Origin of the sequence: Orrella daihaiensis, from assembly GCF_022811525.1 — a bacterium.
Taxonomy (GTDB): domain Bacteria; phylum Pseudomonadota; class Gammaproteobacteria; order Burkholderiales; family Burkholderiaceae_B; genus Algicoccus; species Algicoccus daihaiensis.
Genome location: NZ_CP063982.1, coordinates 2,327,862 through 2,354,472, shown reverse-complemented (window position 1 = coordinate 2,354,472; position 26,611 = coordinate 2,327,862). Strand labels below are relative to the sequence as shown.

The following is a 26,611-nucleotide window of genomic DNA, read 5'->3' as shown; positions in this document are numbered from 1 at the left end:
TGTGCGAGCAGCCATATTTTCGATGTCTTTGCCCGTAGCCATGGGCTATGTACCGCTTGGTACGGTGTTCGGTTTTTTGTTTGTGCAAGCTGGTGGTAGCTGGTATATGGCGCTTGCGGCGAGTTTATGGGTATATGCCGGCGCATCGCAGTTTGCCATGATCCCGATGCTGGCAGCTGGGCTACCGGTGGCATCACTTGCACTTGCTGCACTGGTGATAAACCTTCGTCACGCCTTCTATGGCTTGTCTTTGCTAAACGACCAACCCAAAAACCAATTGACGCGTTTTTATCTGATTTTTGCCCTCACTGACGAGACGTATTCGGTGATTACAACGCTAAAGCCACGTCCGACACCAGAACAAATGGCGTTATTGGCTGGCATGAATCAGGCATGGTGGGTGTTGGGTACGCTCCTAGGGGCGGGGTTGGGTACCCAACTGCCGGTATCGCTCACGGGACTTGATTTTGCATTAGCCGCCCTGTTTGGCGTGCTTACTGTTGAACAATGGCGTGCTACCCGGGCATGGTTGCCGTTGCTGATTGCCCCAGTAAGTTATGCGCTGATGCTGTGGTTCATGCCTGAGCAAGCCTTGCTCTTGGCAATGGCAGTATGTGTGCTGTCCAGCATTATCTTGTCTGCGCGTTCTTCCAAGGGTGCGGTATGAATGATTGGTACGTATTGTTAGCCGTTTTGGCGATGGGGACAGTGACGTTTCTAATCCGTGCTTTGCCATTTATAGGCACGCGCTGGCTCAGAGGCAGTTCTTTAGCGCAACGAGTTGGTCGTTTTTTACCGCCGGCGATTATGACCCTGTTGTTGCTGCACAGCACACTTGACTTGGGTTTGCAGGCTTCAGACCAGTTGCTGCCGGCGATCGTGGCTGTGCTAGTTGTACTTGGGATGCAGTTACGCCTGCGTCAGCCGCTTCTAAGCATCGCCGCTGGTACAGTGCTTTATATGCTGTGGATACAGTTAGCTTAGTTTTGAGCAATCGATGATTGGCCCGAATCTGCCTGCGCATCTTGCTCAGCGCGCTTGGCTGCAGCTTCGATAGCAGCAATCAGGTTTTCAACGGGCTGAGCGCCCTCGACTAGGAATTTGTCGTTTAGGATGAATGCTGGCACACCTTGGATGCCCAACATCTTGTAGCGGGTTTGAGCCGCACGCACTTCGCGCCTGAATTCATCGTCAGCGAGCACTTGAGCAGCGCGATCTGGATTCAAGCCGGCTGCTTTAACGCAATCCAGCAGCGTTTGTGTATTGTCCATATCATCGGCGCGAGTGAAATATGCCGCGAGTAATTCCCGTTTGAGTGCCCAAGCTGCTTGCAATCCGATCTCTGTGGTCGCCCAGTGAAGTAGTCGATGGCAATGGAAGGTGTTGTAAACCCTTTTTCTTCCCTCGGGATGAAATCGGAAGCCAACCTGAGCTGCCCTGTCATAGATACGTTGTTGGTTGATTCGGACTTGATCAGCTGAGATGCCAAACTTTGCTGCTAGATATTCGATGGCATCTTGACCACCCTCTGGCATATCTGGATTGAGTTCAAAGGGCTGTAGATAGACTTCAACTGGTGTCTGTACCGTGGATAAGGCTGTTTCAAGAGTGGTGAATCCAATTGCGCACCAAGGGCATGCGACATCCGATACAAAATCAATTCTTACGGGTTTGTTCATTCTACTTTTCCCCCGACTTGGGCCATAAAATCATTTGAGTGCATCGAAATAGGGCGATCTTCTTACCGCTGTCTTCGGCAAATACCTCAGCATCCCACACGTGGGTATTTCGCCCCAAATGCTGCGCCCAGGATCGACAGGTGATGGCGCCTTGTCTGACAGTACCCAAAAAATTGGATTTCAGCTCGATGGTGGTGAACGAATATGCGCCTTCTGGCAAATGTGCATATGTGGCAAACCCTGCAGTGGTGTCAGCTAGGGTGACCACGCTGCCCGCATGCAGATAGGTGTTGGGCGCGAAGTGGCGCGCTTGTAATTGCATGCGGCTTTCTAAGCAAAGGGGTTCTAAATGGGTTAACTCGATGCCGAGATGTCGCGGCAAGTTGTCGCTTTGTCCTAGCCGGGCAGTTAACACATCAAGTGTGATGTTGGCTCTTAAATGGGTCATTGATCCTGGTCCCGAGGCTCGGGTCTTACACTTGTATTCACGGGTTTCACATCGGTCCCCTGAGCGTAGCGCGTGGCGCCAGTTTTGTGGTCGTTAGGCTTGTCAGCGTCAGGTAAAGGGTAGGCATCAGCCACGTAAGCTGGACCTTTCATCACCATGACCGTAAAAGCACCGACACCCACCGTCAATAGCGCTGTCCAGAGTACGGCAAGTAGCCCAAATGTGTATATATCGATGGTGGTGATGAATTTGTTGATCAGCCAGGGAGCGTCATCCATCGTCCAGATCCGCGCAATCACCGAAGGCAGCAGTATCAGCACGGTGCCAACTAAAAGCACTTTGGGAACCAGGCGTAGAATTTTGCGTTCTAGTCCAGCGGGGGCCTTTCGGTATCCCGGCAGTTTCTTAAACGGATCCATGACCAGCCTTCGTGGGTTTGACGATGTTTAGTCACTCATTGTGCCTGAGTTTTGCTTTTTGTAGGTGCGTCTATCCGGAACCACCAAGCGTACAGAGCAGGCACAAACAAAATGGTGATGGCTGTGCCAACCAGCACCCCGCCAATCAGCACATAGGCCAATGGTCCCCAGAAACTATCGAGTGTTAGCGGAATAAAGGCCAATGCAGCGGCCAGTGCTGTCAAAACGACTGGCCTTGCACGTTGCACTGCCGCTTCAATGACCGCGTCGCGCAGACCCATGCCCTCAAGAACATTGTCAGTGACCTGCTGGGTGAGGATCAGCGTGTTGCGCATCAGAATGCCAGCCAATCCGATCAAACCTAGTAATGCGACAAATCCAAAGGGCTGACTAAACAGCAACAAAGCAATCACAGCGCCAATTAGTCCCAGAGGAGCCGTAGCTACCACCATGAACATACCGGAGAAACTGCGCATCTGTAGCATGATAAATACCAACATGAGCCCCACCATCACGGGCTGCAGTTTCTGTATCGAGGCATCAGCTTTGCCGGACTGTTCGATCGAACCAGCAATGCTGATGCGATAGCCCGGTGGCAAATCGGCCCGCAATGGTTCGAGTGCACGCCAGACTGCCATGGTGGCATCTGGGGGTTGTGCATTCGTGACATCCGAATTGACGTAGAGAAACAGTTCGCGGTTAAAACGTTTGATAACAGGCTCATCAAACTCGATGGTTGCTGTGCCGAGTTGCGATAGCGGCAGCTTTTGTCCATTGGCACCACGTATTTCTACACTTTGTAGCAATACGCCAGTGTCTTGCTGGGCTCTTGCCCGAACCTGTACCTGTCGAATATCTTCGCGTACGTTGGTAACAGGTACGCCATCGAGCTGAAACTGTAGTTGTTGAGCTACGTCTAACGGCGTCAATCCGAGTGTCTGTAGTCGGTGGGGATCCAGACTGAGTTGCAGATAAGGTGCGCGTTCATCCCAGTCCAAGTTCGGGTCAACAATATTCGGATTGGTGCGCATCACGTCAACCATGGCATGACCAATTTCTCGTAGAACCTGAGGATCTGGCCCGGTCACTCGGAAACTAACTGGCCAATCAACAGGGGGACCATAGAGCAGTCTGGCTACGCGTACCCGCGCTTCGGCATAGTCGCCGTTGTCAATCTGTTGGTGAAGTTTTGCGATCAATGACTCGCGCTCTTGAACCCCATGTGTGACCGCAACCAGTTTGGCAAAGCCTGGGTCGGGCCGCTCAGGGTTGGCAGAAATAAAAAACCGTGGTGCGCCAGCGCCAATGTAGGCCGATAGGCTTTTGATTTCCGGCATGTGCGCCAATTGAGATTCAAGTCGTTTGACCACAGCATCTGTATTGCCAATCGCTGTGCCCTCTGGCATGTAGACTGAGATCAATACTTCGGGCCGATCAGAGCTCGGGAAAAATTGTTTTTCAACTGGGCCTGCCATACCAAGAATGCTTAGCACCAGTAAAAAAACTGTTGATAACACCACACGCCGTTTGTGCATCACACACCATTGCACAAGGCGCCGAAGGCGCTCATAGTTTGGCGTACCGTAGACCGAGCTTGGATCCCTGTGATGATCCGACATCGTCGGTAGCAGCTTTACCCCAAGGTACGGCGTAAATGTCACTGCTACCAGCCAAGAGATCAATAGCGCAAACGCCAGTACCCAAAAAATCCCGCCGGCATATTCGCCGACCGCAGATTGTGCAAACCCAATCGGCACAAAACCCGCGACTGTTACCAACGTGCCAAACAGCATGGGAGCGGCGGTTACTTGCCACGCATGCGTGGCAGCACGCACCCGATCCCAGCCTTGCTCCATTTTTACGATCATCATCTCGATAGCAATGATGGCGTCATCAACCAAAAGTCCTAGTGCAATAATGAGTGCACCAAGTGAGATACGGTCCAGATTCATTCCGGTCAATTTCATAAGCAGAAATGTCAACCCAAGTGTGATCGGGATGGATAGGCCCACAATCAGGCCAGCGCGCAAGCCAATAGCCATAATACTGACGGCCATGACCACCACCATGGCTACTAGAAACTTCACCTGAAACAGGCTAACAGCACCAGCGATCGCATCGGCTTGGTTGGTCAGCTGGGTTAGTTCCATGCCCAGGGGTAATTCAGCGCGCTGCTGCTGTAAAAAAGCATCGAGTCGTTCGCCCAATGCCAAGCCGTTTTCCCCAGCGCGCATGACCACACCAAGTACGATGGTGTCTCGTCCTCCTGCGCGGATCATGTAACTCGGGGGGTCTTCATAGCCACGCTGGACTTGGGCAATGTCACCTAGCCGAATCAGGCGCTCATTGATGCGCAGTGGCACATTGGCCAAGGTTTGTGGATCACTAAGATCAGCCGGTACGCGAACATAGACCCGCGCAGCTGTTGTATCAAAAAATCCAGCTGGCACCAGTCGATTATTAGCCTCAATGGCTGCCATGACGTTTTGCGGGCTGATTCCCAGGTTAGCTAGTTTGGGCAAGTCAAAGTCAAGATGAATTCGTTGTGGACGCTCACCCAGCAAAAACACCTTTTGTATGCCGTCAACCCGCTGCAGTTTGTCACGGATGACTTCAGCATCGCGGGCTAGTTCTGACATCGGCAGGCCAGGTGCAGTCAGTGCCAGCATGGTGAAATAAACATCAGCAAAACTGTCGTTGACGATTGGACCGATGACACCTGATGGTAGCGAAGGCGCTTCGTCTAGCATGCGCTTGCGCACTTCGTAAAACAAGTCAGGCACTACATGACTCGGCGAATAGTCCTGAAACTCAATTAACAGGTCTGCACGACCCGCTCGGATGGTTGTCTCAAGTTTGTAGAAGTAATCGACTTCCTGAATCCGTTTCTCAAGGCGGTTAACCACTTGATCTTGAAGTTCAGCGGGCGTGGCGCCGGGCCAAAGCACTGTCACCACCATCGCTCGGACCGTAAATGGTGGGTCTTCGGCTCGACCAAGTGAATTAAAGGCGTAGAGGCCTGCCAGCACCGACAAAATTAAAAAGAACAACGTCACCGAGCGCTCGCGAACAGCCAGCGCCGACAGGTTCGGGAAACTCATCGTGGCTGCACCCTGACAGCCATGCCTGTCTCAAGTAGATGCGTGCCCATGGCAACTACAGGGGTGCCGACCGGCAACTCGCCCTGTATCTGAGCAGTTTCGTGCGACATCGACAAAATTTTGATCGGCACAGATTTGGTTTTTCCATTTTCGACGATCCATACTCGGGGGCCTTGGCCACGTTCGTCAATTGCACCTAATGGCACTTGCATAATCTGGGCGCTGGCTTTGATCGGTAAAAGTAGATCAGCAATCGTACCGATCGGAATATCTGTGATGTCAGCGGGCAATGTGTAGCGGGCGCGAAATGTGCGAGAGCTTGGGTCTGCTGCACCCGAGACCTCCCGACGAACAGCTGGCCATTCAGACTGACCAAGCGATACTGTACCAGTGTCCGGTGCAACCAAGCCCTGTGGTAAGAACACCTCAATCTCAAGTTGGCCATCGAATGCAAACTCGCCAATCACCTGTCCAGGCGCTACGACCTGACCAATTTCGGCCACCACCTCAGTGACAACACCATCTGCCGGCGCAGATAGTTTGGCGTAGCTCAGTGCATTGGTTGCTTGACCAAAACTTGAATTGGCGGCATCAAGACGGGTTTGCGCTTCAGCTAACCGCAATTTGGCTTGGTCAAGCGCTTGCTCGCTCACAAAGCGTGATTTAAAGAGTCGCTCGGCTCGGGTAAGCTCATCTTGTGCCGTTTCAAGGGCACTTGCTGCCGCTTGGGCTTGCGCACGCGCTGCCGTGGTGGCCTGACTAAGGTCGCGCTCATCAAGTGCAAACAATAACTGACCTTGGTTAACCCGGTCGCCAGCATTGACTAAACGCTCGGTGATGCGACCACCGATCTGAAATGAAAGCAAGTTTTGTCGGGCAGCCTCGATTGTGCCTGACAGGCGCAGAGCACTGTTTTGCGCAGACTCGATTGGCATCGTTCTGACCACCGGTGGTGCATTGTTGGCTGCGAGGGGCGTTTGACCATCGTTGCAACCTGCCAATGCCAGTGTCAGTATGAGTGTCGATAGAACAAGCTTAGAATTCATCATGTCAATGTTGCGATGCAATATAGGACAATTAGAGCAGAAACTTGGTGATGTAGTGTGCAGAAACATCAAACCATGGTTGGATCAACAGCACTAAGCCCGGAGGTACGCAAGTTTGCTATGGTTCCGATTCGGCCTCGAAGTATTGGACTCAAACTGGAAAGGATAAGCAGATGCAGCGAATTGCTGTGGTAGGTGCTGGGCTAGCTGGATTGACTTGCGCACGCGTCTTGCAAGACAGTGGCCTTGAAGTGATTGTTATTGAAAAGTCCCGCGGCGTTGGGGGACGTTTATCGACTCGACGTACCGACTCGGCTCAGTATGATCACGGGGCTCAGTACTTCACTGCCCGCGATGAGCGATTTGCGGCATTTGTAGATGCCAGACTTGCTGACAAATCAGTTGCCGTTTGGACACCTCGGCTTGATGCAAGGCTGGCCGGATCCTCCAAGGAACCCTGGTTTGTTGGTGCGCCGGGCATGAGCGCGTTGGGCCGGGCCCAGGCCCAAGGGCTTGACGTGCAAACGGCCATGCGAGTGCAATCGCTTGCTAATGAGAACGGACGCTGGTGTCTAGGCATGGAGGATGGCAGCGCATTGGATGGGTTCACAGCCGTGGTTGTGGCGGTTCCCAATGCCCAGGCTGTGCCCCTGTTGGAGTCACAGACGCCCGACTGGGCGGATCAACTCGCACGAACACCGCTGGAGCCATGTTGGACGCTCATGGTGAGTACGGATGATGGCCTCACCGATTTAGACGCTGGTCTGCCAGGAACCGGTGCGATTGGTTGGTGGGCACGTAACAGCAGTAAACCTGGCCGGCCAACCGAAGCCGGGCGGCATGATTGGGTGATTCAAGCCACCGCTCAGTGGAGTCAAGCACACCTTGATGCATCAAAGGAGATGGTTGAATCTGAGTTGTTGCTTGCCTTTGCGCGTGAGTTAGGCGTTTCAACCATAACGCCAATCCTGCCTCCCATGACTCACCGCTGGCTGTACTCTCGGCGGGCTGCGGGTTTTGCAGCATTTACTGAGCCGTGGTTCAAGCCAGAGATTGGACTCGGTGTTTGTGGCGATGGTCTTGTCCATAGTCGTGTCGAACATGCCTACTTGTCAGGTCTTCAGTTGGGCCAGTGCATGGTTGGCGCGCTGTCTTAAACATGGGTGATGGAATCCATCCATTAATTTTGTAGGAACTGAAGTATGAATGAAACAGATAAACAGCAGTTGCGGATTGGATCAACCCAGTTCGACGAAACCTCAAAAGGGGTCTACCTGATTACTGTCACACCATTCAAGTCTGACGGTGAACTTGATCTGGAAAGCACTGACCGGTTGATCGATTTTTATCTGCAGGCAGGCGCCAATGGCCTGACTGTATTAGGGGTGATGGGAGAGGCGCCCAAGCTCACCGCACACGAGTCGGCTGAGTACGTCAGGCGGGTGCTAGCACGCGTGAACGGGCGTGTGCCTGTTGTGGTGGGGGCATCTGCTGCAGGTTTTGCGTCTATGGGTGAGCTCACTAAACGAGTCATGGATCTCGGCGCTGCTGGTGTGATGGTCGCGCCTGTGGCTGGTTTGCGCACAGATGACCAGATACGTGCGTACTTTTCGATGGTTAACGAGACGCTCGGACCAGATGTTCCATGGGTGTTGCAGGATCACCCGAATGCGACGGGCGTGCAGATGTCGGCATCAGTGGTGATGCAAGTGATTGACCAGTCACCGCGTTGCGTCATGCTTAAGCATGAGGACTGCCCCGGGCTTGGCAAACTGTCTTCGATTCGGGCCGCGCAAGCACAAAAGACGCTTAAGCAGGTCTCAATTTTGACTGGCAATGGTGGTGGTCTGTTCCTGCCTGAGGAGCTGATGCGTGGTGCGGATGGTGCCATGACCGGGTTTGCCTATCCGGAGATGATGGTCGATGTCATCGAGGCCCATTGCGCTGGTGACCAAGATCGCGCATTCGATCTTTTTGATGCATACCTGCCTTTGTCGCGCTACGAGCAGCAACCAGGAATTGGCTTAGCGGTGCGTAAATACATTTTGGCCAAGCGTGGCGCGATTGCCTCGGCAACGGTACGTAAGCCTGGCCCTGCGCTGTCAAAATTAGACATCGAAGATATTGAACGTTTGATCCGTCGTCAGCAACAGCGTCTGACACAGTTGGGTTAACCAGGAACTAAACCATGACCGATAGTTCAGTAGACATGAGCTTGCCGCCAGATATTCGCGAGACACTGGCAGGCATTTCAACCGCAACTTTGACCACTGTGCTACTAAAAAAAGGCCTGCGAAATGTCTGGATGCGTGGCACTAAGCCACTGCGAGCTGGTCAACCGCGCATAGTTGGCCGCGCTTTTACCCTGCGATTCGTACCTGCTCGGGAGGATCTCGCAACGCCAGCATCCTGGTCCTCGCCAATCTCGACACGCACTGCCATTGAAGCCATGCCCGAGGGCTGCATTGCTGTCGTGGATGCCTTGGGTGTACTTGATGCGGGCATCTTTGGGGATATTCTGTGTGCCCGCATGGCCAAACGAGGTGTAGCAGCGCTAGTGACTGATGGCGTGGTCCGCGATCTAGAGGGTGTGCTTGATTCTGGCTTGCCAGTTTGGTGTCAAGGTGCGGCAGCGCCACCCTCGGTGGCAGGTCTGACATTTGTCGCATGGCAGCAGCCAATTGGCTGTGGTGGCGTGGCAGTATTTCCCGGTGATGTGGTGGTGGTTGATCAGGATGGGGCAGTATTGATACCAGCAGCGCTGCTTCACGAGGTAGTGTCTCAGTCGGTTGAACAGGAACGGCTCGAGGGTTGGATTATGGGGCGTATTGAGGATGGCGAGTCATTGCCGGGACTGTATCCACCTAACGAAGAGAATTTGCTGCGTTACCGTAAAGAGACAGGGCAATCATGAGCAGCAGCGCGACTGAAGTGCTTATGAAAGCGCCGGAATTCAGATTGGATGGCAAGCGTGCGCTTGTAACTGGTGGCAGTCGGGGGATTGGTCTTGCCGCTGCCTTCGCGCTTGCCAATGCAGGTGCGAATGTGACCATCGCGGCTCGCGATAAAACAGGACTCGATCAGGCGTGCGAGCTGCTGGGCAGGCATGGGTTAGTGGTGAGTGCGATGGCTTTGGATGTGACTGATCCAGTCGCTGTAAGTACCGCGGTGCCAGCATTGGGCGCGATACATGTGCTGGTCAACAATGCTGGAGGCAATCGCCCGGGATTGTTACGGGACATGTCGGCCAATGATATGGAAGCGGTGCTCGCCCTGAATGTGACCTCCAGCATGCTGGTGTCTCAGGCAGTGATCGACGGGCTGGTTGCTGCAGGACAACCAGGCAGCATCATCAACCTGTCGTCACAATATGGCCACATCGGCGCGCCTGAACGTGCTTTGTATAGCGCTGCCAAGCACGGGGTAGAGGGCTACACCAAGTCACTGGCTTGGGAGGTGGGTCGTCATGGGATTCGTGTCAATACGATTGCCCCTTCCATGATTGAAACCGATATGACCAAAGCCCGATTAGCTGAGCCGGGCGTGCGCGAGATGTTCGCTTCCAAATCTGCGCTCGATCGTATTGGGCAACCTGCTGACCTGATGGGTGCCATTGTGTTTTTGGCAAGTGATGCGTCGTCTTACATCACTGGCGCATCAATCCGAGTTGACGGTGGCACCACAGCAGTCTGAGTGTAGATAAGGCAGCTGCGTCAGATCATCTGGGGCGCTCAACCTGATAGGTTCGGTAAGACAATGCTCTTTTGCCGTCAGCTTGGTAGATTCGCAGTGTGGCACGAACTGCCTGTAACGAATTAGGCATGTCGATGGTGCCGTTTAGATGCTGATAGTGTTTGAGCGTGAAGGGAATCACCAGTGCTTTGACTGATCCGGCTCTGCCATTGGCGTAACGGCCTTCGAACGTAACCTCAATGCGACCGTCGTAAGCAGGTTGCTGATCATCTTCTTGAACGAGCACTACCTGGTACTGAAGTTTGTCGCTGCCGGATGCCTGCTCAAAACTTGCGCCAGTGATTCCGATTGGATCAAATTTGACGCCAGCCGTTAATGCTTTGGTAAAGAGCCCGACTTCGTCTCGTAATGGCTGCATGCGTTCGTTTAGCCTGAGAACCTCCGCACGCAATTCAGTGATTGTTTTATCTGCCCCGGACTTGCTGGCCTCGAGTTGACGCTTTAACTCGGTCAGATCGGCTTGCAGCTGTTGACGCTCCAGTGATAGCGCCGCTAGGTCATCAGTTAGTTTTTGTGATTCAAGCACGGTCAGCCGCTTGGGGCCGTAGCTAGACTGCAAGATTAAAGTGCCGCCACTACCAACCAGGATTCCTACAATCAGCAAAATAAACCAGCGTGGCAACTTTCGGCCACGCCGGCGAGTGTCATAGGGTGATGGTTTAAAAACCTGGCGACGTGAACGTCCAAACAAACCCATGCCTTAAATTCCTTACGTTTTTGGTTGATCTCGCCACATACAGCAGGCAAAGCATCAAGTGAACCCCCGTAGGATAACTCAGGTGCTGTTCTTCACCCAAAGCACTGTCACAGGTGGTTGCAAATTAATGGTCGGCTAAGAGCTTATTCAGCATCTCAAGACGCTCGGGTGTACCGATATCTAGCCAGTTCCCTTCATAGTGCTCTGCGCTGACAGATAATCTTGCCATGCTTTGCCGCAACAACGGTGCCAGCGGTGCGGGGGTGTTCGGGTCAAGTGATTCGAACAGTGCGGGCTTATAAATTCCAATGCCCGAGAAGGTAAGGTTAGTCTCACCCCCTGTGACAGCCAAAGAGGATTGCGACAACCCAAAGTCACCCTTGGGATTATGGGCGGGATTATCAACCAAGACCAAGTGTGCCATGAGGTTGGCAGCACGCTGTAGATCATCTGCAATATGCTTAGCGTTTTGTAACGACCAATCACACCAGATATCACCATTGATGACCAAGAAGGGGTTTGGACCTAAGAGCGGTAGAGCACGTGCGATGCCGCCGGCTGTCTCGAGTGCGGGTGACTCAGGTGAATATCGAATATTGACACCCCATTGGCTGCCAGTGCCAAGAGTGCTTTGAATTTGTTCGCCCAGCCAGGCGTGATTGATGACAACTTCCTTAAAGCCAGCTGCCGCCAGTCGCCGTAAGTGCCAGACAATCAACGGATGTCCCCGAACCGGTAGCAGGGGTTTGGGGGTGTGGTCCGTGAGCGGCCGCATGCGTTGTCCACGGCCAGCGGCGAGTATCATCGCTTTCATGGTCAAAACGTCAGCTTTACTTGCGGTTCAATGCCTTGCAAACGGTCCAGTAGGCGCATCAGCGGAACAAAAGGCTGATAGCGTCCTGCCACTTGTCGCACGTATTGCAGAACACGTGGGATATGTGCGAGGTAGTGCGATTTTTCATCCCGGTGGTGTAATCGGGCAAAAACGCCAAGAATACGCAGGTTTCGCTGTAAGCCAGACCACTCATATTGTTGATGAAACTGTGCAAAGTCCGTTGGTAGGGGCAGCCCGATGTTTTTGGCTTTCTCCCAGTAGCGGATAGCCCAGTCTAGCTGTTGCGGCTCCTCCCAGGTCGTGCGCGCATCAAATACCAGCGATGCGATGTCATAGCTCACCGGACCAAGCAGCGCGTCTTGATAATCAAGAATTCCCGGGTTAGCCAGGCCAGACTCTGGTTCACAGGCCATCAGATTTGGACTATGAAAATCCCGGTGCACCAGCACCCGCGGCTCAGCAGCCATGGTCTTAGCTAAGATCCCGAAGATCTGCTGAAGTTGCTCTTGTTCCTTGTCATCTAGTTCTGTTTGGTGATGCGTTTGGACAAACCACTGAATAAAAAGCTGCAATTCTGTGATCAATCGCGTTTCATCAAATATTGGCAGACCCGCGTGGCGAGCTCGCTGAAGTTTGACCAACATGTCTAAGGATTGTCGATACAGTGTTTGTAATTCGCTGTCTGACAAGCCAGCTTGAATTCGATCGTAATATGTCCGATGTCCAAGATCTGTCAGCAGCATGAAACCTTGGGCTAAGTCGTGTGCCAAGATCTGCGGTACGGTGACACCTGCCTCTGAGAGTCTGTGGGTGATGTCTAAGAAGGGGGCGCAATTTTCTTGGGGAGGAGGCGCATCCATAATAATCAAGGATTGTTCGCTCGCTTCGATGCGGAAATACCTTCTAAAACTAGCGTCGCTAGAGGCGGGGGTCATGCTGTCAAGTACCAAACCGAGTGTGTTGGGCAGACTGCTAAGCCAATGCTGTAGCGTTTGTGAGCGGGTAATCTTCGGTGTTTGGGGGTCCATGATCCTTTGCTACTGAATTGTGATGGCATCTCTATAATAGATGCTCTGGCACACTGGCGGTATTATTTAGCGCTCGGGCGGTGCTTCATATGTGTTTTATTTCTTTTGTCGGGATGACTTCCTAGCGGTGTCCGATTTGTCCAAACGATTCACCTTGCTCCTGTCATTTGCTGCGCTAATAGCGGGCGTTGGTGTGCCTGTGGCCAGTCAGCCGGCAGAGGAATCGGTCGACGGCAAGATAATCCTTCGCGGCCTGAAAGTGTCCCCGGCGTTAATGCCTAACCGCGCAACCGAAGATGAAATGCCGATGTATCTCGGTGGCGAGGAGATGACAGCCAATCCTGAGGGCGAGCTGATCATACAAGGAAAGGGCGTGGTGCGCCGCGCTGATGCAGTGCTTTCGGCTGGCTATCTGCGCTATGACGATCGGACAGGTCAAATCGATGCCCGGATAAATGCCAGGCTCGTTCAAGATGGTAACGTCGTGGTCGGGCCGAGCATGCGGTACAACGTTGACTCAGATGAGGGCGAGGTTGAATCGCCTGAGTTTTGGTTAAGTAGTGGGGGTAGCGGTACCGGCAGTAAGGCGGTGATGACCAACCGCAATGAGATGACAATTGATGATGTCACCTATACAGCATGTCCTTGCCCAGAGCCTGCATGGTGGATTACCGCCAGTGAGGTTGAGCTTAATTATGAAGATAATGAAGGTCAGGCCTGGGGTAGTGTGCTGTATTTCAAAGGGGTGCCCATTCTGGCTTCACCTTATCTGAATTTTCCCATCAGAAAAGAACGCAAGTCCGGCTTTTTAGCCCCTACTTTTGGTATCACCAGCCAGTCAGGCTTTGATGTAACGCTGCCTTATTACCTTAATCTGGCACCAAATTACGACGCAACTGTACAGTTGCGACCCATGAGCAAACGCGGTTTACAGCTAGGCGGTGATTTCCGTTACCTCGGTGAGTCCTACGCCGGTACATTCGGTGGCACTTATCTAGAAAAAGACCGCGAGCTTGGACGGGATCGTTGGTTTTATTCGACCCAACACTCCCAGAATCTAGGAGCGGGTTTCTTCGGTGGTTGGAATATCAGCGGCGTGTCTGATGATGATTATTTCAAGGACTTCTCGGTTCTTGCCGTCAACGAGGCCACGACCACGTTTCTGCCGCGCTCGGGATGGCTGGGTTGGGCAAATAAATACTGGAACGCACGAGTCGACTATTCAACTTTCCAGACCCTAGGGGATATTACGCCGCAGTACAACACGGTCCCAGCGCTTACCCTTAATGGCAGTCACTACAACTGGGGTGGCTTTGACATCGTTATGGACAACAGCGCGATCTGGTTTGATCGGCCCAAGGATGATTTTGGGAAGCAGCTGGGGCCAAATGGGCAGCGCTTTGTGTCTTACCCTTCGATCTCATTTCCGATCGTGCAACCTGGTTTTTTTATAAAGCCCAAAGCGGGTCTGCACATGACTCGCTACGAAACAACCTGGGAGCCAGACGCATCAAGTCAGTTTAAGCCGTCAAACAATCGCGTGCTGCCCATCATATCGGTGGACGCTGGCATGACTTTCGAGCGTGATGCGTCGTTCTTTGGGCACGACGCGGTTCAGACTCTTGAGCCAAGGGTTTACTATCTGAACGTACCATACCGAGACCAGTCAAATTTTCCTGTCTACGACACTACGCTGTCAGATTTCAGTTTTTCGCAGGCTTTCCAAGAAAACATCTACACAGGCGGCTGGGATCGCATCGCCAACGCCAACCAACTTACGGTTGCGCTCGGATCCAGATACCTACATGCGGTTACTGGTCAAGAGCGTGCTTTCTTTGCGGTTGGTCAACGATTCTACTTTGAGGATCAGCGGGTTACTCTGCCCGGCGAAGTGCCGCGCACCAATGTCGAGTCTGAGTACTTGATCAGTGCGGCAGCTAACTTGACCGACACATTAAGTACCACGCTCGATTTGCAATACAACCCATACGATAATAGTTGGGACCGAGCTCAGATCGTGGCACGGTTTAACCCCAAGCGGGCCGCTGCGATTACCGCGTCTTATCGCTTCCAGCGTAATCCCACTGGTCTTTATCAACCGCAGGGGCAGGATCAGGTTAGTGTATCGTTCCAATGGCCACTGACTTCACAGCTTTATTCGGTCGGTCGTGTCGATTATTCTTTACTGAACGAGCCGCAAGAACAAATTTACCCCAGGGTAACGCAGGCCATTGCTGGATTGGAGTACCGTGGTGACTGCTGCTGGGCAGCTCGTGTGGTGTATCAGCGCTATGCGATCGACCCGACTCAGGTGAATAATGCCATTTTCTTCCAGCTCGAGCTGGCCGGCTTGGGTGCTCTTGGACAAGATCCTTTGAGTTTATTGGGGCGAAGCATTCCAGACTATCAGAACATCACACCGACTGTGGCACCGGTGGGCAAGTTTGAAAGGTATGAGTAATGATGAAAGTTAAAGCGCGTGGGTGGTTTGCTGCGATGCTGTGTTTTGCGGCTGTGACCGGTGCGTCCGCACAGGGGTTGCGTGGTAGTCAACCCCAAGCCGTGCAGGCTGAGCGCCCAGTCGATGGCATTGCTGCCGTCGTCAATAAAGAAGTGATTACTGTTTTGCAAGTCGAGGAGCGTGCCAAAGAATTGGCCGGAGAGCTTCGGGCTCAACGTCTGCCGGTCCCGCCGCAGAACGAAATGCTAAAGGGAGCCCTTGATGAACTTATCACGCAAACAGTTGTGGCACAGGAGGCTGAGTCCATGGGCTTACGTGTCACAGACCGAGACTTAGAGCGTGCGCTTGAGCGAGTGGCGCAGCGCAACGGTTTGTCGGTTGCGCAGTTGCGCGCTCAAGTTAGCCGGATCGGTCTTGATTGGGAGGATTACGAGGATACGCTCAGGCGGCAAATTCTGTTTGATATGGTTCGCCAACGCATGGCAGACATGACGGTTCGAGTCAGTGATGCAGATGTCGATGCGTTTCTGAAAGAACGAGAGGCCCGCAAGGCTAGCGGATTAGAGCCGCCGCCACCACCACCGCCACCGCCACCCAAGCCCCGACCAGCTCAGCCGCTTGTTTTGCAGATTTCCCAGATTTTTGTGAGCGTTCCTGAATCCGCTAGCGAAGCGCAAGTTGCAGAGCTGCGCAAGAAGATAGATGGCATTCGGGCTCGCCTTAGAAGTGGCGAGAAGTTTTCGGACTTAGCTATTGAGGTGTCAGACGGTGCCGAGGCTTCACGTGGTGGTGATTTAGGTGTTAGACCAGCTAGTGGTTGGCCTGAAATCTTCTTGAGAGTTGCACGTAATCTTCAGCCTGGGCAGATTTCTGGGGTGATACGAAGTCCAGCCGGTTTCCATATTCTGCAAGTGACAGGACGTGCCGGGGGGCAACCCGCAACACCGCCGCCGCCACCGCAACAGGCGCAACCGAAGGAGCCTACCGGTCCGATGATGGTCCAACAGACTAAGGCACGACATATCCTGATTAAAACCTCCACTGTCATGAGTGATGATCAAGCCAAACAGCGCTTGCTTAACGCTCGAAGTCGGATTGTGCAAGGTGGCGAGAGTTTTGAAGACGTGGCCCGTGTGGTGTCTGAGGATAATTCGGCACCTTTGGGAGGCGATCTTGGTTGGCTCAATCCCGGTGAGACAGTGCCTGAGTTTGAGCGTGCGATGGATAGTTTGGATCCTGGTGAAATCAGTGAGCCCGTAAAGTCACCATTTGGTTGGCACTTGATAGTGGTTGAGCAAAGGCGTAGCCAGGATATGGCTGAGCAGTATCGGCGCAATATGGCTCGGCAGGAATTGTATGAGCGACGGGCGCGTGCACAGTTCGAAGCTTGGCTGCAACAGATGCGTAATGTCGCGTTTATCGATAATCGCATGTTCAGGCAAACCGAGCAGTGACGCAACATAGAGCGCGACAGCGGTTTGGCCAGAATTTTTTGACTGACGCGGGCGTCATCGAGCAGATCGTTCGGGCAATTGATCCGCAGCCAGAGGACAATATGGTCGAAATAGGGCCTGGGTTGTCGGCGCTGACAGGGCCTTTGCTGGCGCACCTTAAGCACTTGAGCGCCGTTGAGATTGATCGCGACCTGGCGGCACGGCTGCGACTTACTTTTCCTGGTGAACGACTCACGGTTACAGAGGCTGATGCGCTAGAGGTCGATTTTGCGCAGTTTGGTAATGACCTTCGGCTTGTAGGTAACTTACCCTACAACATTTCAACGCCTCTATTATTTGCTTGCATGCAAGTGGCTGATTACGTTCGTGATCAACACTTTATGCTGCAAAAGGAAGTGGTTGAGCGTATGGTGGCTGGCGTCGATGATTCGGACTACGGTCGGTTATCCGTCATGTTGCAGTATCGCTATCGAATGGAGAAATTGTTCGATGTGCCACCAACGGCGTTTGAACCGGCTCCCAAGGTAGTGTCTGCAGTCGTGCGTATGATTCCGCTTGCGGATGATCGAGTCCGCGCACACGATACGGTTTTATTTGGTGCTTTGGTACAGCGGGCATTTGCCCAACGCCGAAAAATGCTCAGACGAGCATTAGGTGACTGGGCTGCATTAATGCCTTGGGATGAAGTAGGGGTGGAACCGACAGCGCGCGCTGAGCAAGTCGATGTCGCTGGCTTCATTCGGATGAGTGATGCATTAAGCGCTCGTGGCTTGCCACTAGCCAAAGGCGCATGATGTCCGTAGTTCGGGCGGTGATCAGTTCAGGGGCTTTTTTGAGTGCCATCGGCAGGTCGATGGGTCCATTGGCCAAACTAAAGGCTGCCGTTAGCCCGGCGTCATAAAGGGCTTGATATCCATCTCCTAAGCTGCCAGCCAACGCGACGACCGGTACGTTGTGTGCCTGAGCAATCCGCATCACACCCCAGGGGGTTTTACCTTGCAGCGTTTGTGAGTCCATGCGACCCTCACCAGTAAACACCAGATCGGCATCCGCAACGGATTGTTCTAGATTCGCTAACTCAGCTACCACCTCAACACCAGGTCGGGTGCAGGCGCCCAGCCATGCCATCGCGGCGAATCCCAGACCCCCGGCTGCACCCGCGCCAGGCTTGCTCTGCAAGTCTTCGCCAGTTGCTTGGGCCGTGATCAACGCGAAATTTGCGAGCGCCTGATCCAGTTTTGTAACCATCTCAGGAGTCGCCCCTTTTTGTGGCCCAAAAATCGCCGATGCTCCGTTTGAACCGCACAATGGGTTGCGCACATCGGTGGCTACCACCAACTCAAGTTGTTTAAGTCTAGGGTCCAGTTTGCTGGTATCTATCTTGTGTAAATGGGCCAATGCTTGACCACCGCGTGGCAAGGGTGTGTCGTCTTTATCCAGAAATCTTATTCCGAGGGCCAATAGCATCCCCGCGCCTGCATCATTGGTGGCAGATCCGCCAGCAGTCAGCACAATTCGTTGGGCGCCCGAGTCCAAGGCATCTGCAATGAGTTCACCCACACCGTAGGTATCTGCACTCATGGGATTACGATCAGCGGGTGCGATATGCTCAAGTCCGGCAGCACTCGCCATTTCGATGACCGCCGTATTGTCTGGTAGCAAACCCCAGCAGGCGGCTCGGGGTCTTCCGATTGCGTCTGCTACTGTCAGTTCGCGGCGCTCACCGCCAGTGACCGCTAGCACCGCGTCAAGGGTACCTTCACCACCGTCAGCCATGGGCACGCAAACTGTATGAGCGCCGGGTAACACTGTTTTGATGCCAGCCTCAATTGCCTTGGCGACCTCAGCTGCGGCGAGGCTTTCTTTAAAGGAGTCGGGAGCAATGACTATTTTCAAGGGATGTTTCAACCAAAAAATGCATAGCATGCCAGAATCGCAGCAGTGATGCCGGCAAAATCCGCTACCAAGGCACAACCCACGGCATGACGAGCGCGCTGAATACCAACGGCACCGAAATAGACTGCAAGCACGTAGAACGTGGTTTCTGTGCTTCCCTGTAGTGTGGCTGCCAAGAGCCCCGCAAAACTGTCTACCCCATGAAACTGCATAGTCTCTATCATCATGGCACGGGCAGCGCTGCCAGACAGTGGTTTCATCAATGCAGTGGGCAACCCATCAATGAAACGTGTATCACCGCCCACCAGCTCAACAATCCAGCGCACGCCTTCAAGCAGAAAATCAAGCGCACCAGAGCTGCGCAGAATGCCTATTGCACATAGCATGGCGACTAGGTAGGGCAATAGATCTTTGGCGATGTCAAAGCCTTGTTTCGCGCCGTCTATGAACGCTTCATACACCGGAACCTTACGCCAAGCACCGATGAGCACAAATGCGGCAATTACTCCAAGCAGTGCAAGGTTGCCTGCCAGGCTTGAAACATGAGCCAAAGTGGTCGCTGTTAGCGAGGCTGCCCCAGCCATCATGGCAGCCAGTGTCAATCCTGTGGCACCTAGCCATAGCAAGACGACAGGATCATGCAACTTTAGCCGCTGCATGAAGGCGACTGCCAGCAATCCGGCCAGTGTTGAGGCACCGGTAGCCACTAGAATGGGTAGAAACACCAGGGTCGGATCGGCGGCACCCTGTTGCAGTCGATACATGAAAATCGTGACCGGCAAAACGGTCAGAGCAGAAGTGTTCAACACCAAGAAAAGAATCTGGGCATTGGTGGCGGATGTTGGTGTGGGATTTAGTGTTTGCAATTCGCGCATGGCGCGCAGGCCCACAGGGGTTGCCGCATTGTCTAAGCCTAGTCCGTTGGCGGCAAAGTTCATGGTGATCAGGCCAAGCGCCGGGTGACCGCGAGGAACTTCTGGCATCAGTCTGGCAAACAGCGGCGATAGCCAACGACCCAGCGTTTGGACAAGCCCTGCTAGTTCAGCAATGCGCAGCAATCCCAGCCAGAGCGTGAGTGTGCCAAACAGCAAAATCATCACGTTGACCGATAGTTTGGCCATGTCGAACAGACTGGCCACCATTCGGCCAAACACATCGGCGTCACCGAGCCAAAGCCATTGAAAAGCCCCGGCAACTATGCCACCGATTAAGAAAGTCAGCCAGAGACCGTTTAGCATTGTCCTGGCAACTCAGTGTCGATTAGGCTGCTTTGCGTTCGATGAATTCGATCTTGTAGCCATCAGGGTCTTCTACAAACGCGATGACCGAGCCACCGTGCTTCATCGGACCAGCTTCACGAGTCACCTTGCCACCCTTTTGTCGAACCATATCGCAAGCAACTGCGGCATCCTGAACCTGTAACGCGATGTGGCCGTAGGCGTCACCAAGATCATATTTATCCGTATCCCAGTTGTGGGTCAGTTCGATCACTGCGCCCTTATCTTCATCCTCGTAACCTACAAATGCCAGTGTGAAGCGTCCAGTTGGGTAATCTTTTTGACGCAGTAGTCGCATGCCCAGCACGTTTGTATAAAAGTCCAATGAGCGCTCGAGGTTACCGACACGCAGCATAGTGTGCAAGATTCTCATTGCAATTCTCCGATATTTTTTGCTTATGATACCGCTGGAGTGTCACCCGGTGACAGTCCTTTCAAGGTTTGATAGGCTTTCAGATAGTCCGGACAAATCGCTTTGACCTCATCCCAGAAAGCCGGGCTGTGGTTCATTTGTTTCAAGTGCGCTAGCTCGTGGGCGATCACGTAGTCGATCACCGATACATCAAAGTGGATGAGGCGCCAGTTCAGACTTACCTTGCCCTCGATGGTGCAAGAACCCCAGCGACCAGTGGCAGAGGAGATTCTCCAGCTTGTTGGGCGCAATCCCGAGGTCATAGCGAAATAATCCAGTCGGCCCCCAAAGCAGGTTTTAGCTTGGCGCTGCAGCCAGCCTTGGGCAAGGTCGCGTACTTGCTCGACATCACTGTCCGGTGGTAGGGGTAACCAAAGTCGGTCACCGTTTTTAGGCGCATCTGCTATCCCTTCGAACCAGACCTGCCCTCGAGCTTCTGGCATGTTATTTGAACCGCACTGCAGCTCAATGCCACGACCTAAATACGCCACGACACCGCCAGAGCGCCAGTTTGAGTGGGTTTGCTGGCGTCTTTGTTGACGTGCTTGCAACATTTGGGTTTTTTTTAACACCCAGTCGAATTTTTCCAGGACTGCCAGATCAATTTGCTGCAGCGAAACCCAACTTGGCGCAGTCACTTTGAGCCCTTCTTCAGTCACCATGAGTCCGATCGATCGCCGTCGCGAGCGTTGCAAGGTGAACACCAATCGAACGCCATGGTGCTCCAGCACGCGTTCGTGTTTCCCGATACCCGGACTGGATCGCGGTTCAGGCGCGGGAATTGGATCAAGGTTAAACGCTAGTTGCATAAAGTGAATCGTAGCTCGATCGGGCGCAAAATCCAATCAATCACGCTCTAATCTCATGGACTTCATCTGTGTCTCGATCCAGTTATAGACTTGATCGTTTAGTTGCTCGGGTGTTAGACCATCTGGGTAAATCAACTCGCCGATGCGCACAGTGATGACACCAGGCTTCTTTGCAAATGAGTTACGAGGCCAGAACTCACCAGCGTTCAGGGCGATAGGGACGATGGGGGTGTTTGTACGACTTGCAAGCAGAGCACCACCCATCTTGAAACGCCCCATCTTCCCCGGTGCGATCCTCGTGCCTTCAGGAAACAGAATGGGCCAGCGACCCTCATCAAGACGCTGCTTGCCAATTTGAACCACTTGCTCGAATGCCTCTTTGCCCTTGGAACGGTCGATCGGGATCATGCGCAGTAGTGCAAGACCCCAACCAAAAAAGGGAATCCGATGTAACTCCCTCTTGTAAACAAAACATACTTCCCGCGGCAAATGGCTAGGTAAAAACAGAGTCTCCCAAGCCGATTGGTGTTTCGACAGCACGATGGCAGGTCCATCAGGCAAGTTATGCTGACCTTCGATGCGCCATTGCAAGCCACAGATTACTTTTGCGCCCCAGGTTGCAAGTCGTGGCCAGCCGATTGTGATGCGATAGCGCCAATGTAGCGGCAAAGGTGCGGCCAACAAAGTGATGAACGCGTAAGGGATAACAGTGGCAATCAGAAACAGATAATAGAGACTAGCTCTAAACGTATTCATCCGCCAATATCCTCGGCCAGAATTTGATCAACTACATCAGATAGATCTTTGCCAAATCGAGTATTCACTGGTAACTCGTTTGATTGCCGCGTTTTAAGCCCATTGCCGGTCTGGACAAGCCATGGCGTGCAACCTGCCGCCGCGCAAGCTTTCAGGTCACGTAACGAGTCACCGACTGCAGGTACATTTTCCAAGGTCGTGTCAAACCGTCTGGCAATCTCTTTGAACATCCCCGGCGCAGGCTTACGACAGGTACAAGCATCATCCGGGCCATGAGGACATACAAAAAACGCATCAATTGCACCACCGAGCGGGCGCAGCAGTTCACGGCACTTTAGATGCATGGCATTTAAGGCAGCGGCATCAAAATAGCCTCTTGCAAGGCCGGACTGATTAGAGGCCACTACGACTTTCCACCCAGCACGCGATAGACGAGCGATGGCCTCAAGACTGCCAGGTAGTGGATGCCATTCATCAGGATGTTTGACATACGCGTCGCTGTCGACGTTAATGACACCATCACGATCAAGAATGATGAGTTTCACGCCGCGAGCCTGGAAATATCAGCCACCTGGTTCATGAGCTGATGCAATCGAGCTAGCAGAGCCAGACGATTTTGGCGAACGCCAGGATCTTCTGCCATGACCATCACTTCTTCAAAGAACCGGTCAACTGGCATGCGCAACTGTGCCATCACGGTCAGCGCCTGCTCGTATTGAGCGTTGGCCATATGGGCTTCGATATCGGGCGCTAGCTGCTCAAGCTGTTTGGCTAAATCAATTTCAGCAGCATCAGTCAGAGCGGCTGCGTCAAGCGAGACTGATAAATCTTCAGCTTTCTTCAGAAGGTTGCCGATGCGTTTATTGGCCGCAACCAGGCTAGGCGCGGCTTCTGATGCCTTAAATGCCTGTGCCGCAGCGATGCGCGCGGCTGCCTCATGTAGAGCGACATCCAACGCAAACACCGCATCAACAGCCTCGCGTTCAGCCGATATAAGCAACTGGTTGCGATAGCGTTCACGCACGAAGGTGCTCACTTCAGCCACAGTGTCTTTGGCCAGATCCAGGCTTTGATCAAAGGTGCTAAATGCCTTGGCTAGCAACGTTTCGAGTGTTAATTCATGTTTTGCTTGTAATTTAAGGTAGCCACCGTCACGTAACTGCTCAATCGCGCTAATCAACCCCAAAGCCGCGCGGCGCAGACCAAACGGGTCACGTTCCCCAGTGGGTGCCAAGCCGATACCCCAGATACCGATCAGCGTTTCAGCGCGATCGGCCATGAACAGGATGACGCCAGGCAAGTCTGTGGCGGTCACGGCAGTGGGCCACCGAATCTGGTATTGGTTGGCAATGGCATGCACGACGGCTTCGGGTTCGCCGTCAGCTTCGGCGTAGTAGCCCCCCATCACGCCTTGCAATTCTGGGAACTCACCGACCATCTGAGTCGTGAGATCAGCTTTGGCTAAAAGCGCCGCACGATCAGGCAAGTGCGTGTCGGTACCTAACGCGCGAGCCAACCAGTCAGCGATCTGTCTAACTCGCTCGATTCGAACACGCTGTGTGCCAAGCTTATTGTGATAGACGATGTTGTCCAACGCCAAGACACGGTCCGCCAACTTTTCTTTTTTGTCAGTCAGAAAGAAAAATTCAGCGTCAGCCAATCTGGGGCGTACGACGCGTTCGTTGCCTCCGATGATTGCGCTTGGGTCGGAAATAGGCATGTTGCTGACAATTAAAAATCGATGAGTCAGCTCGCCAGTCGCAGCATCAAAAAGAGGGAAATACTTCTGGTTCAAGCGCATGGTCAGGATCAGGCATTCTGATGGTACTGCCAGAAAACGCTCTTCAAACTGTCCAACGTAGATAGCAGGTGCCTCTACTAAGGCGGTGACTTCGTTCAATAGCGCTTGAACCGCTGGATCGTCGCCTAGCGTCGCACCCAACACTTGTGCTTGCTCCTGCAGTTTGGCACCAATGAATGCTCGACGACCTTCAAAGCTTGCCGTGACGTGTCCTTGCTCAGCCAATTGTGTCTCGTACGTGTCGGCAGACTCGATACTGATCGGGCTCGTCGCGAGGAACCGATGGCCCAGCGTGATGCGACCGGCATCCAAGCCCAGAACTTTGGCAGGCACGACTGTTTGGCCGTGCAAAACCATCAGGCCGTGTGCAGGGCGGACAAAGTTCACGCTGGTTTTGCCATCAGCCAGCTGGTAGCGCATTACTTTGGGGATAGGCAGTTTTTCGATGGCGGTTTCAATCACTGACTGCATCACCTCTGCCAGGCGTGCCCCGGGTGCCATACCTTGGGCAACGAGATACGCTTGCTTGCCGTCATCAGTTTGCGTGAGATCAGCAGCAGTCAGGTGGCTTAACCCCTTGGCAGCCAGCTTTTTCAGCAGAGCCGGCGTGGGTAGTCCGTTGTCATCAAGCCCGACTTTAACGGGCATGAGCTTTTCGGAAAATGCCTGATCAGGTGCGATATCGAGTACATCGGTAATGTGAACTGCCAGTCGCCTCGGTGTTGCAAATGGCGTAACAATGCTGTTGTCAGACAAGAGCGCTTTGGCTTTTAAATCTGACGCAATGCCCTCGGAGAAAGCCAAGCCGAGTCGTTCTAATGCTTTTGGTGGCAATTCCTCGGTGAATAGCTCAACAAGTAAAGGTGCGTGACTCATGCGGCTTTGGCCTCGCTAGTATTCAACATGGGAAATCCGAGAGCTTCTCGAGAGTCGTAGTAGGCTTGCGCAACTGCACGCGAAAGATTGCGAATACGCCCGATGTATGCCGCACGTTCTGTCACGCTGATTGCCCCACGCGCATCGAGCAGATTGAACGTGTGAGCCGCTTTGAGTGTGGCCTCGTAGGCCGGAAGCGCCAGTGGCACTTCCATCAGACGTTTGGCTTGGGCCTCATAGTCATTGAAATGTTGGAACAACACGGTGGCATTAGCATGCTCAAAATTGTAGGTTGATTGCTCAACTTCATTTTGGTGAAACACATCGCGATAGGTTAAGCGATAGCCATCGCGGTCGGTCCAGACCAAGTCATAGACGCTTTCGACGCCTTGCAAATACATTGCTAAACGTTCGAGTCCATATGTGATTTCGCCTGTAGTTGGTGTGCAGTCAATACCGCCTACCTGCTGAAAGTACGTGAACTGCGTGACTTCCATTCCGTTTAGCCATACTTCCCAGCCTAGACCCCATGCTCCTAGCGTGGGATTTTCCCAGTCGTCTTCCACGAAACGGATGTCGTGCTCTTCAGGATTGATGCCGATGGCTTTCAGCGATCCGATGTAGAGGTCAAGAATGTCTGGTGGCGCGGGCTTAAGCACCACCTGATACTGATAATAGTGTTGGAGGCGGTTAGGATTCTCGCCATAGCGACCGTCTTTGGGTCGTCGCGATGGCTGCACGTAAGCGGCACGCCAAGGTTCTGGACCGATCGCACGCAAAAACGTTGCAGTGTGAGAGGTACCCGCACCAACCTCCATATCGTAAGGCTGCAGTAATGCGCAGCCCTGTTGATCCCAGTAATCCTGCAACCGCAAGATAATTTCCTGAAAAGTAAGCATTGTGAATATGAATCCAGTCGTTTTGGGTGCTAATCGGCACACCACACCGAAAAATAGCTTAATTGCGTATTTTAGCGCGTGCGGCGTAAGGCACACACGCGCAGAGCTCGGATCGCCTATGATTTAGGAGGATTTTGGCTTATTCAACATAAACGCATGAAGCACAATGCATTAGGGGAATACATGTCTGCACAAGAATTGGTCTTAACCGAGGTAGTCAATGGCGTTCTGGTGATTACGGTCAACCGACCGGATGCCCGCAATGCTGTTAATTATGAGACGGCAGAGCAACTGGCGCACGCGTTTGAGCGGCTAGATGCAGATTCAAACTTGCGTCTTGGTATTTTGACCGGTGCGGGCAAAGGTTTTAGCGCCGGTATGGATCTAAAAGACTTTGCTAAATCTCGAATCCGCCCGCGGATTGGAAATCGCGGCTTCGCTGGCTTGACTGAGGGACCACCAGCCAAACCATTGATTGCGGCGGTCGAGGGCTTTGCGTTGGCTGGTGGGTTTGAGATGGTGCTTGCTTGCGATATGGTGGTCGCCGCCAAGGACGCCAAGTTCGGGTTGCCGGAGGTTAAACGTGGCCTTGTGCCGGGTTCAGGCGGCATGTTGCGTTTACCGCGTCGCCTGCCGTACCCAGTGGCTATGGAAATGGTCTTGACCGGCGATATGTTCTCGGCTGAACGAGCCCATCAGTACGGTTTGGTCAACGTCTTGACTGAGCCCGGACAGGCACTGGTTGGGGCATTAACTTTGGCTGACCGAATTAGTGAGAATGGTCCATTGGCTATTCAGACAGCCAAGGCAGTCATCAATCAATCACTTGACTGGGCTCAGGATGAGATGTTTGCCAAGCAAGCGCCATTGATCAAGCATATTTTTGAGTCCGAGGATGCGCGGGAGGGATCGCTGGCGTTCGCCGAGAAACGTAAGCCTGTCTGGCAGGGCAGGTAGAGCCGGC

The 26,611-nt window shown here is 53.2% G+C and carries 26 protein-coding genes; 10 read left to right on the top strand and 16 right to left on the bottom strand.

What is annotated here, in order from left to right; translation table 11 throughout:
- Positions 1-22: 22 nt before the first annotated feature.
- Entirely contained in the window at positions 23-667 is a 645-nt protein-coding gene (locus DHf2319_RS10855) for an AzlC family ABC transporter permease (RefSeq protein ID WP_243478368.1), read from the top strand.
- On the top strand, positions 664-984 hold the full coding sequence (locus tag DHf2319_RS10850; RefSeq protein WP_243478367.1) for a branched-chain amino acid transporter permease: 321 nt from the start codon (positions 664-666) through the stop codon (positions 982-984). The genes DHf2319_RS10855 and DHf2319_RS10850 overlap by 4 nt, the downstream gene beginning before the upstream one ends.
- Here DHf2319_RS10850 and DHf2319_RS10845 read toward each other — a convergent pair.
- Genes DHf2319_RS10845 through DHf2319_RS10825 form a run of 5 tightly spaced genes read right to left on the bottom strand, consistent with a single transcriptional unit; the run spans position 981 to position 6,696 of the window.
- Positions 981-1,679, bottom strand: a complete 699-nt coding sequence (locus DHf2319_RS10845) for a DsbA family oxidoreductase (RefSeq protein ID WP_243478366.1) — start codon at positions 1,677-1,679, stop codon at positions 981-983. The genes DHf2319_RS10850 and DHf2319_RS10845 overlap by 4 nt on opposite strands.
- Position 1,680: 1 nt before the next feature.
- The gene (locus DHf2319_RS10840) at positions 1,681-2,127 is read right to left on the bottom strand and encodes a PaaI family thioesterase (RefSeq protein ID WP_243478365.1); all 447 of its coding nucleotides are present in this window, start codon (positions 2,125-2,127) and stop codon (positions 1,681-1,683) included.
- Positions 2,124-2,546, bottom strand: a complete 423-nt coding sequence (locus tag DHf2319_RS10835) for a hypothetical protein (RefSeq protein ID WP_243478364.1) — start codon at positions 2,544-2,546, stop codon at positions 2,124-2,126. Before DHf2319_RS10835 ends, DHf2319_RS10840 begins: the two co-directional genes overlap by 4 nt.
- 35 nt (positions 2,547-2,581) lie before the next feature.
- Positions 2,582-5,647 (bottom strand): efflux RND transporter permease subunit, encoded by a 3,066-nt coding sequence (locus tag DHf2319_RS10830; RefSeq protein WP_243478363.1) that lies wholly within the window; start codon positions 5,645-5,647, stop codon positions 2,582-2,584.
- The gene (locus DHf2319_RS10825) at positions 5,644-6,696 is read right to left on the bottom strand and encodes an efflux RND transporter periplasmic adaptor subunit (protein WP_243478362.1); all 1,053 of its coding nucleotides are present in this window, start codon (positions 6,694-6,696) and stop codon (positions 5,644-5,646) included. The genes DHf2319_RS10830 and DHf2319_RS10825 overlap by 4 nt, the downstream gene beginning before the upstream one ends.
- Positions 6,697-6,866: 170 nt before the next feature.
- On the opposite strand from DHf2319_RS10825, the gene DHf2319_RS10820 reads away from it, so the two are divergent.
- From DHf2319_RS10820 to DHf2319_RS10805, 4 genes are read left to right on the top strand one after another with little or no spacing between them, the layout of a single operon-like run.
- A complete protein-coding gene (locus DHf2319_RS10820; protein ID WP_243478361.1) occupies positions 6,867-7,850 on the top strand; it encodes an NAD(P)/FAD-dependent oxidoreductase in 984 nt (327 codons plus the stop codon).
- A gap of 45 nt (positions 7,851-7,895) precedes the next feature.
- Complete coding sequence (locus DHf2319_RS10815; RefSeq protein WP_243478360.1) at positions 7,896-8,867, top strand: dihydrodipicolinate synthase family protein; 972 nt, start codon at positions 7,896-7,898, stop codon at positions 8,865-8,867.
- A 14-nt stretch (positions 8,868-8,881) separates the two neighbouring features.
- Positions 8,882-9,607 (top strand): ribonuclease activity regulator RraA, encoded by a 726-nt coding sequence (locus tag DHf2319_RS10810; protein WP_243478359.1) that lies wholly within the window; start codon positions 8,882-8,884, stop codon positions 9,605-9,607.
- Positions 9,604-10,386 (top strand): SDR family NAD(P)-dependent oxidoreductase, encoded by a 783-nt coding sequence (locus tag DHf2319_RS10805; RefSeq protein ID WP_369810188.1) that lies wholly within the window; start codon positions 9,604-9,606, stop codon positions 10,384-10,386. Before DHf2319_RS10810 ends, DHf2319_RS10805 begins: the two co-directional genes overlap by 4 nt.
- Before the next feature lie 25 nt (positions 10,387-10,411).
- Here the strand turns inward: DHf2319_RS10805 and DHf2319_RS10800 are convergent, their stop codons facing one another.
- The 3 genes from DHf2319_RS10800 to DHf2319_RS10790 form a co-directional block, all read right to left on the bottom strand.
- Complete coding sequence (locus DHf2319_RS10800) at positions 10,412-11,143, bottom strand: DUF6776 family protein (RefSeq protein WP_243478358.1); 732 nt, start codon at positions 11,141-11,143, stop codon at positions 10,412-10,414.
- Between the two features lie 124 nt (positions 11,144-11,267).
- Positions 11,268-11,957 carry an N-acetylmuramate alpha-1-phosphate uridylyltransferase MurU gene (gene murU / locus DHf2319_RS10795; RefSeq protein WP_243478357.1) on the bottom strand — a complete coding sequence of 230 codons (690 nt, stop codon included), beginning with the start codon at positions 11,955-11,957 and terminating at the stop codon, positions 11,268-11,270.
- 2 nt (positions 11,958-11,959) lie between these two features.
- The gene (locus tag DHf2319_RS10790; protein WP_243478356.1) at positions 11,960-13,006 is read right to left on the bottom strand and encodes an aminoglycoside phosphotransferase family protein; all 1,047 of its coding nucleotides are present in this window, start codon (positions 13,004-13,006) and stop codon (positions 11,960-11,962) included.
- Between the two features lie 136 nt (positions 13,007-13,142).
- Here DHf2319_RS10790 and DHf2319_RS10785 point away from each other — a divergent pair, with 136 nt between their 5' ends.
- Genes DHf2319_RS10785 through rsmA form a run of 3 tightly spaced genes read left to right on the top strand, consistent with a single transcriptional unit; the run spans position 13,143 to position 17,715 of the window.
- A complete protein-coding gene (locus DHf2319_RS10785) occupies positions 13,143-15,467 on the top strand; it encodes an LPS-assembly protein LptD (protein WP_243478355.1) in 2,325 nt (774 codons plus the stop codon).
- A complete protein-coding gene (locus tag DHf2319_RS10780) occupies positions 15,467-16,921 on the top strand; it encodes a peptidylprolyl isomerase (RefSeq protein WP_243478354.1) in 1,455 nt (484 codons plus the stop codon). The genes DHf2319_RS10785 and DHf2319_RS10780 overlap by 1 nt, the downstream gene beginning before the upstream one ends.
- On the top strand, positions 16,918-17,715 hold the full coding sequence (rsmA, locus tag DHf2319_RS10775) for a 16S rRNA (adenine(1518)-N(6)/adenine(1519)-N(6))-dimethyltransferase RsmA (protein WP_243478350.1): 798 nt from the start codon (positions 16,918-16,920) through the stop codon (positions 17,713-17,715). Before DHf2319_RS10780 ends, rsmA begins: the two co-directional genes overlap by 4 nt.
- On the opposite strand, the gene DHf2319_RS10770 is transcribed toward rsmA, so the two are convergent.
- Genes DHf2319_RS10770 through glyQ form a run of 8 tightly spaced genes read right to left on the bottom strand, consistent with a single transcriptional unit; the run spans position 17,657 to position 25,647 of the window.
- Positions 17,657-18,817, bottom strand: coding sequence for a glycerate kinase (locus tag DHf2319_RS10770; RefSeq protein ID WP_243478345.1), 1,161 nt, complete (start codon positions 18,815-18,817; stop codon positions 17,657-17,659). The two genes, rsmA and DHf2319_RS10770, sit on opposite strands and share 59 nt — an antisense overlap.
- Before the next feature lie 8 nt (positions 18,818-18,825).
- Positions 18,826-20,055, bottom strand: coding sequence for a nucleoside recognition domain-containing protein (locus DHf2319_RS10765; protein WP_243478343.1), 1,230 nt, complete (start codon positions 20,053-20,055; stop codon positions 18,826-18,828).
- A 22-nt stretch (positions 20,056-20,077) separates the two neighbouring features.
- Complete coding sequence (gloA, locus tag DHf2319_RS10760) at positions 20,078-20,467, bottom strand: lactoylglutathione lyase (protein ID WP_243478341.1); 390 nt, start codon at positions 20,465-20,467, stop codon at positions 20,078-20,080.
- Positions 20,468-20,490: 23 nt separating this feature from the next.
- Positions 20,491-21,315 carry a M48 family metallopeptidase gene (locus DHf2319_RS10755; RefSeq protein WP_243478340.1) on the bottom strand — a complete coding sequence of 275 codons (825 nt, stop codon included), beginning with the start codon at positions 21,313-21,315 and terminating at the stop codon, positions 20,491-20,493.
- Between the two features lie 36 nt (positions 21,316-21,351).
- Positions 21,352-22,071, bottom strand: a complete 720-nt coding sequence (locus DHf2319_RS10750) for a lysophospholipid acyltransferase family protein (RefSeq protein ID WP_243478338.1) — start codon at positions 22,069-22,071, stop codon at positions 21,352-21,354.
- The gene (gene gmhB / locus DHf2319_RS10745) at positions 22,068-22,616 is read right to left on the bottom strand and encodes a D-glycero-beta-D-manno-heptose 1,7-bisphosphate 7-phosphatase (protein ID WP_243478336.1); all 549 of its coding nucleotides are present in this window, start codon (positions 22,614-22,616) and stop codon (positions 22,068-22,070) included. Before gmhB ends, DHf2319_RS10750 begins: the two co-directional genes overlap by 4 nt.
- The gene (gene glyS / locus DHf2319_RS10740) at positions 22,613-24,748 is read right to left on the bottom strand and encodes a glycine--tRNA ligase subunit beta (protein ID WP_243478334.1); all 2,136 of its coding nucleotides are present in this window, start codon (positions 24,746-24,748) and stop codon (positions 22,613-22,615) included. Before glyS ends, gmhB begins: the two co-directional genes overlap by 4 nt.
- The gene (glyQ, locus tag DHf2319_RS10735; protein WP_243478332.1) at positions 24,745-25,647 is read right to left on the bottom strand and encodes a glycine--tRNA ligase subunit alpha; all 903 of its coding nucleotides are present in this window, start codon (positions 25,645-25,647) and stop codon (positions 24,745-24,747) included. The genes glyS and glyQ overlap by 4 nt, the downstream gene beginning before the upstream one ends.
- Positions 25,648-25,830: 183 nt before the next feature.
- Between glyQ and DHf2319_RS10730 the strand changes: the two genes are divergently transcribed.
- On the top strand, positions 25,831-26,604 hold the full coding sequence (locus DHf2319_RS10730) for a crotonase/enoyl-CoA hydratase family protein (RefSeq protein WP_243478330.1): 774 nt from the start codon (positions 25,831-25,833) through the stop codon (positions 26,602-26,604).
- Positions 26,605-26,611: the final 7 nt, after the last annotated feature.

What these genes read in the sequence shown, in the direction of transcription:
- DHf2319_RS10855 (WP_243478368.1), top strand. Translation starts at nt 23, where the DNA reads ATGTCTTTGCCCGTAGCCATGGGCTATGTACCGCTTGGTACGGTGTTC.
- DHf2319_RS10850 (WP_243478367.1), top strand. Translation starts at nt 664, where the DNA reads ATGAATGATTGGTACGTATTGTTAGCCGTTTTGGCGATGGGGACAGTG.
- DHf2319_RS10845 (WP_243478366.1), bottom strand. Translation starts at nt 1,679, where the DNA reads ATGAACAAACCCGTAAGAATTGATTTTGTATCGGATGTCGCATGCCCT.
- DHf2319_RS10840 (WP_243478365.1), bottom strand. Translation starts at nt 2,127, where the DNA reads ATGACCCATTTAAGAGCCAACATCACACTTGATGTGTTAACTGCCCGG.
- DHf2319_RS10835 (WP_243478364.1), bottom strand. Translation starts at nt 2,546, where the DNA reads ATGGATCCGTTTAAGAAACTGCCGGGATACCGAAAGGCCCCCGCTGGA.
- DHf2319_RS10830 (WP_243478363.1), bottom strand. Translation starts at nt 5,647, where the DNA reads ATGAGTTTCCCGAACCTGTCGGCGCTGGCTGTTCGCGAGCGCTCGGTG.
- DHf2319_RS10825 (WP_243478362.1), bottom strand. Translation starts at nt 6,696, where the DNA reads ATGATGAATTCTAAGCTTGTTCTATCGACACTCATACTGACACTGGCA.
- DHf2319_RS10820 (WP_243478361.1), top strand. Translation starts at nt 6,867, where the DNA reads ATGCAGCGAATTGCTGTGGTAGGTGCTGGGCTAGCTGGATTGACTTGC.
- DHf2319_RS10815 (WP_243478360.1), top strand. Translation starts at nt 7,896, where the DNA reads ATGAATGAAACAGATAAACAGCAGTTGCGGATTGGATCAACCCAGTTC.
- DHf2319_RS10810 (WP_243478359.1), top strand. Translation starts at nt 8,882, where the DNA reads ATGACCGATAGTTCAGTAGACATGAGCTTGCCGCCAGATATTCGCGAG.
- DHf2319_RS10805 (WP_369810188.1), top strand. Translation starts at nt 9,604, where the DNA reads ATGAGCAGCAGCGCGACTGAAGTGCTTATGAAAGCGCCGGAATTCAGA.
- DHf2319_RS10800 (WP_243478358.1), bottom strand. Translation starts at nt 11,143, where the DNA reads ATGGGTTTGTTTGGACGTTCACGTCGCCAGGTTTTTAAACCATCACCC.
- murU (WP_243478357.1), bottom strand. Translation starts at nt 11,957, where the DNA reads ATGAAAGCGATGATACTCGCCGCTGGCCGTGGACAACGCATGCGGCCG.
- DHf2319_RS10790 (WP_243478356.1), bottom strand. Translation starts at nt 13,006, where the DNA reads ATGGACCCCCAAACACCGAAGATTACCCGCTCACAAACGCTACAGCAT.
- DHf2319_RS10780 (WP_243478354.1), top strand. Translation starts at nt 15,467, where the DNA reads ATGATGAAAGTTAAAGCGCGTGGGTGGTTTGCTGCGATGCTGTGTTTT.
- DHf2319_RS10765 (WP_243478343.1), bottom strand. Translation starts at nt 20,055, where the DNA reads ATGCTAAACGGTCTCTGGCTGACTTTCTTAATCGGTGGCATAGTTGCC.
- gloA (WP_243478341.1), bottom strand. Translation starts at nt 20,467, where the DNA reads ATGAGAATCTTGCACACTATGCTGCGTGTCGGTAACCTCGAGCGCTCA.
- DHf2319_RS10755 (WP_243478340.1), bottom strand. Translation starts at nt 21,315, where the DNA reads ATGCAACTAGCGTTTAACCTTGATCCAATTCCCGCGCCTGAACCGCGA.
- DHf2319_RS10750 (WP_243478338.1), bottom strand. Translation starts at nt 22,071, where the DNA reads ATGAATACGTTTAGAGCTAGTCTCTATTATCTGTTTCTGATTGCCACT.
- glyS (WP_243478334.1), bottom strand. Translation starts at nt 24,748, where the DNA reads ATGAGTCACGCACCTTTACTTGTTGAGCTATTCACCGAGGAATTGCCA.
- glyQ (WP_243478332.1), bottom strand. Translation starts at nt 25,647, where the DNA reads ATGCTTACTTTTCAGGAAATTATCTTGCGGTTGCAGGATTACTGGGAT.
- DHf2319_RS10730 (WP_243478330.1), top strand. Translation starts at nt 25,831, where the DNA reads ATGTCTGCACAAGAATTGGTCTTAACCGAGGTAGTCAATGGCGTTCTG.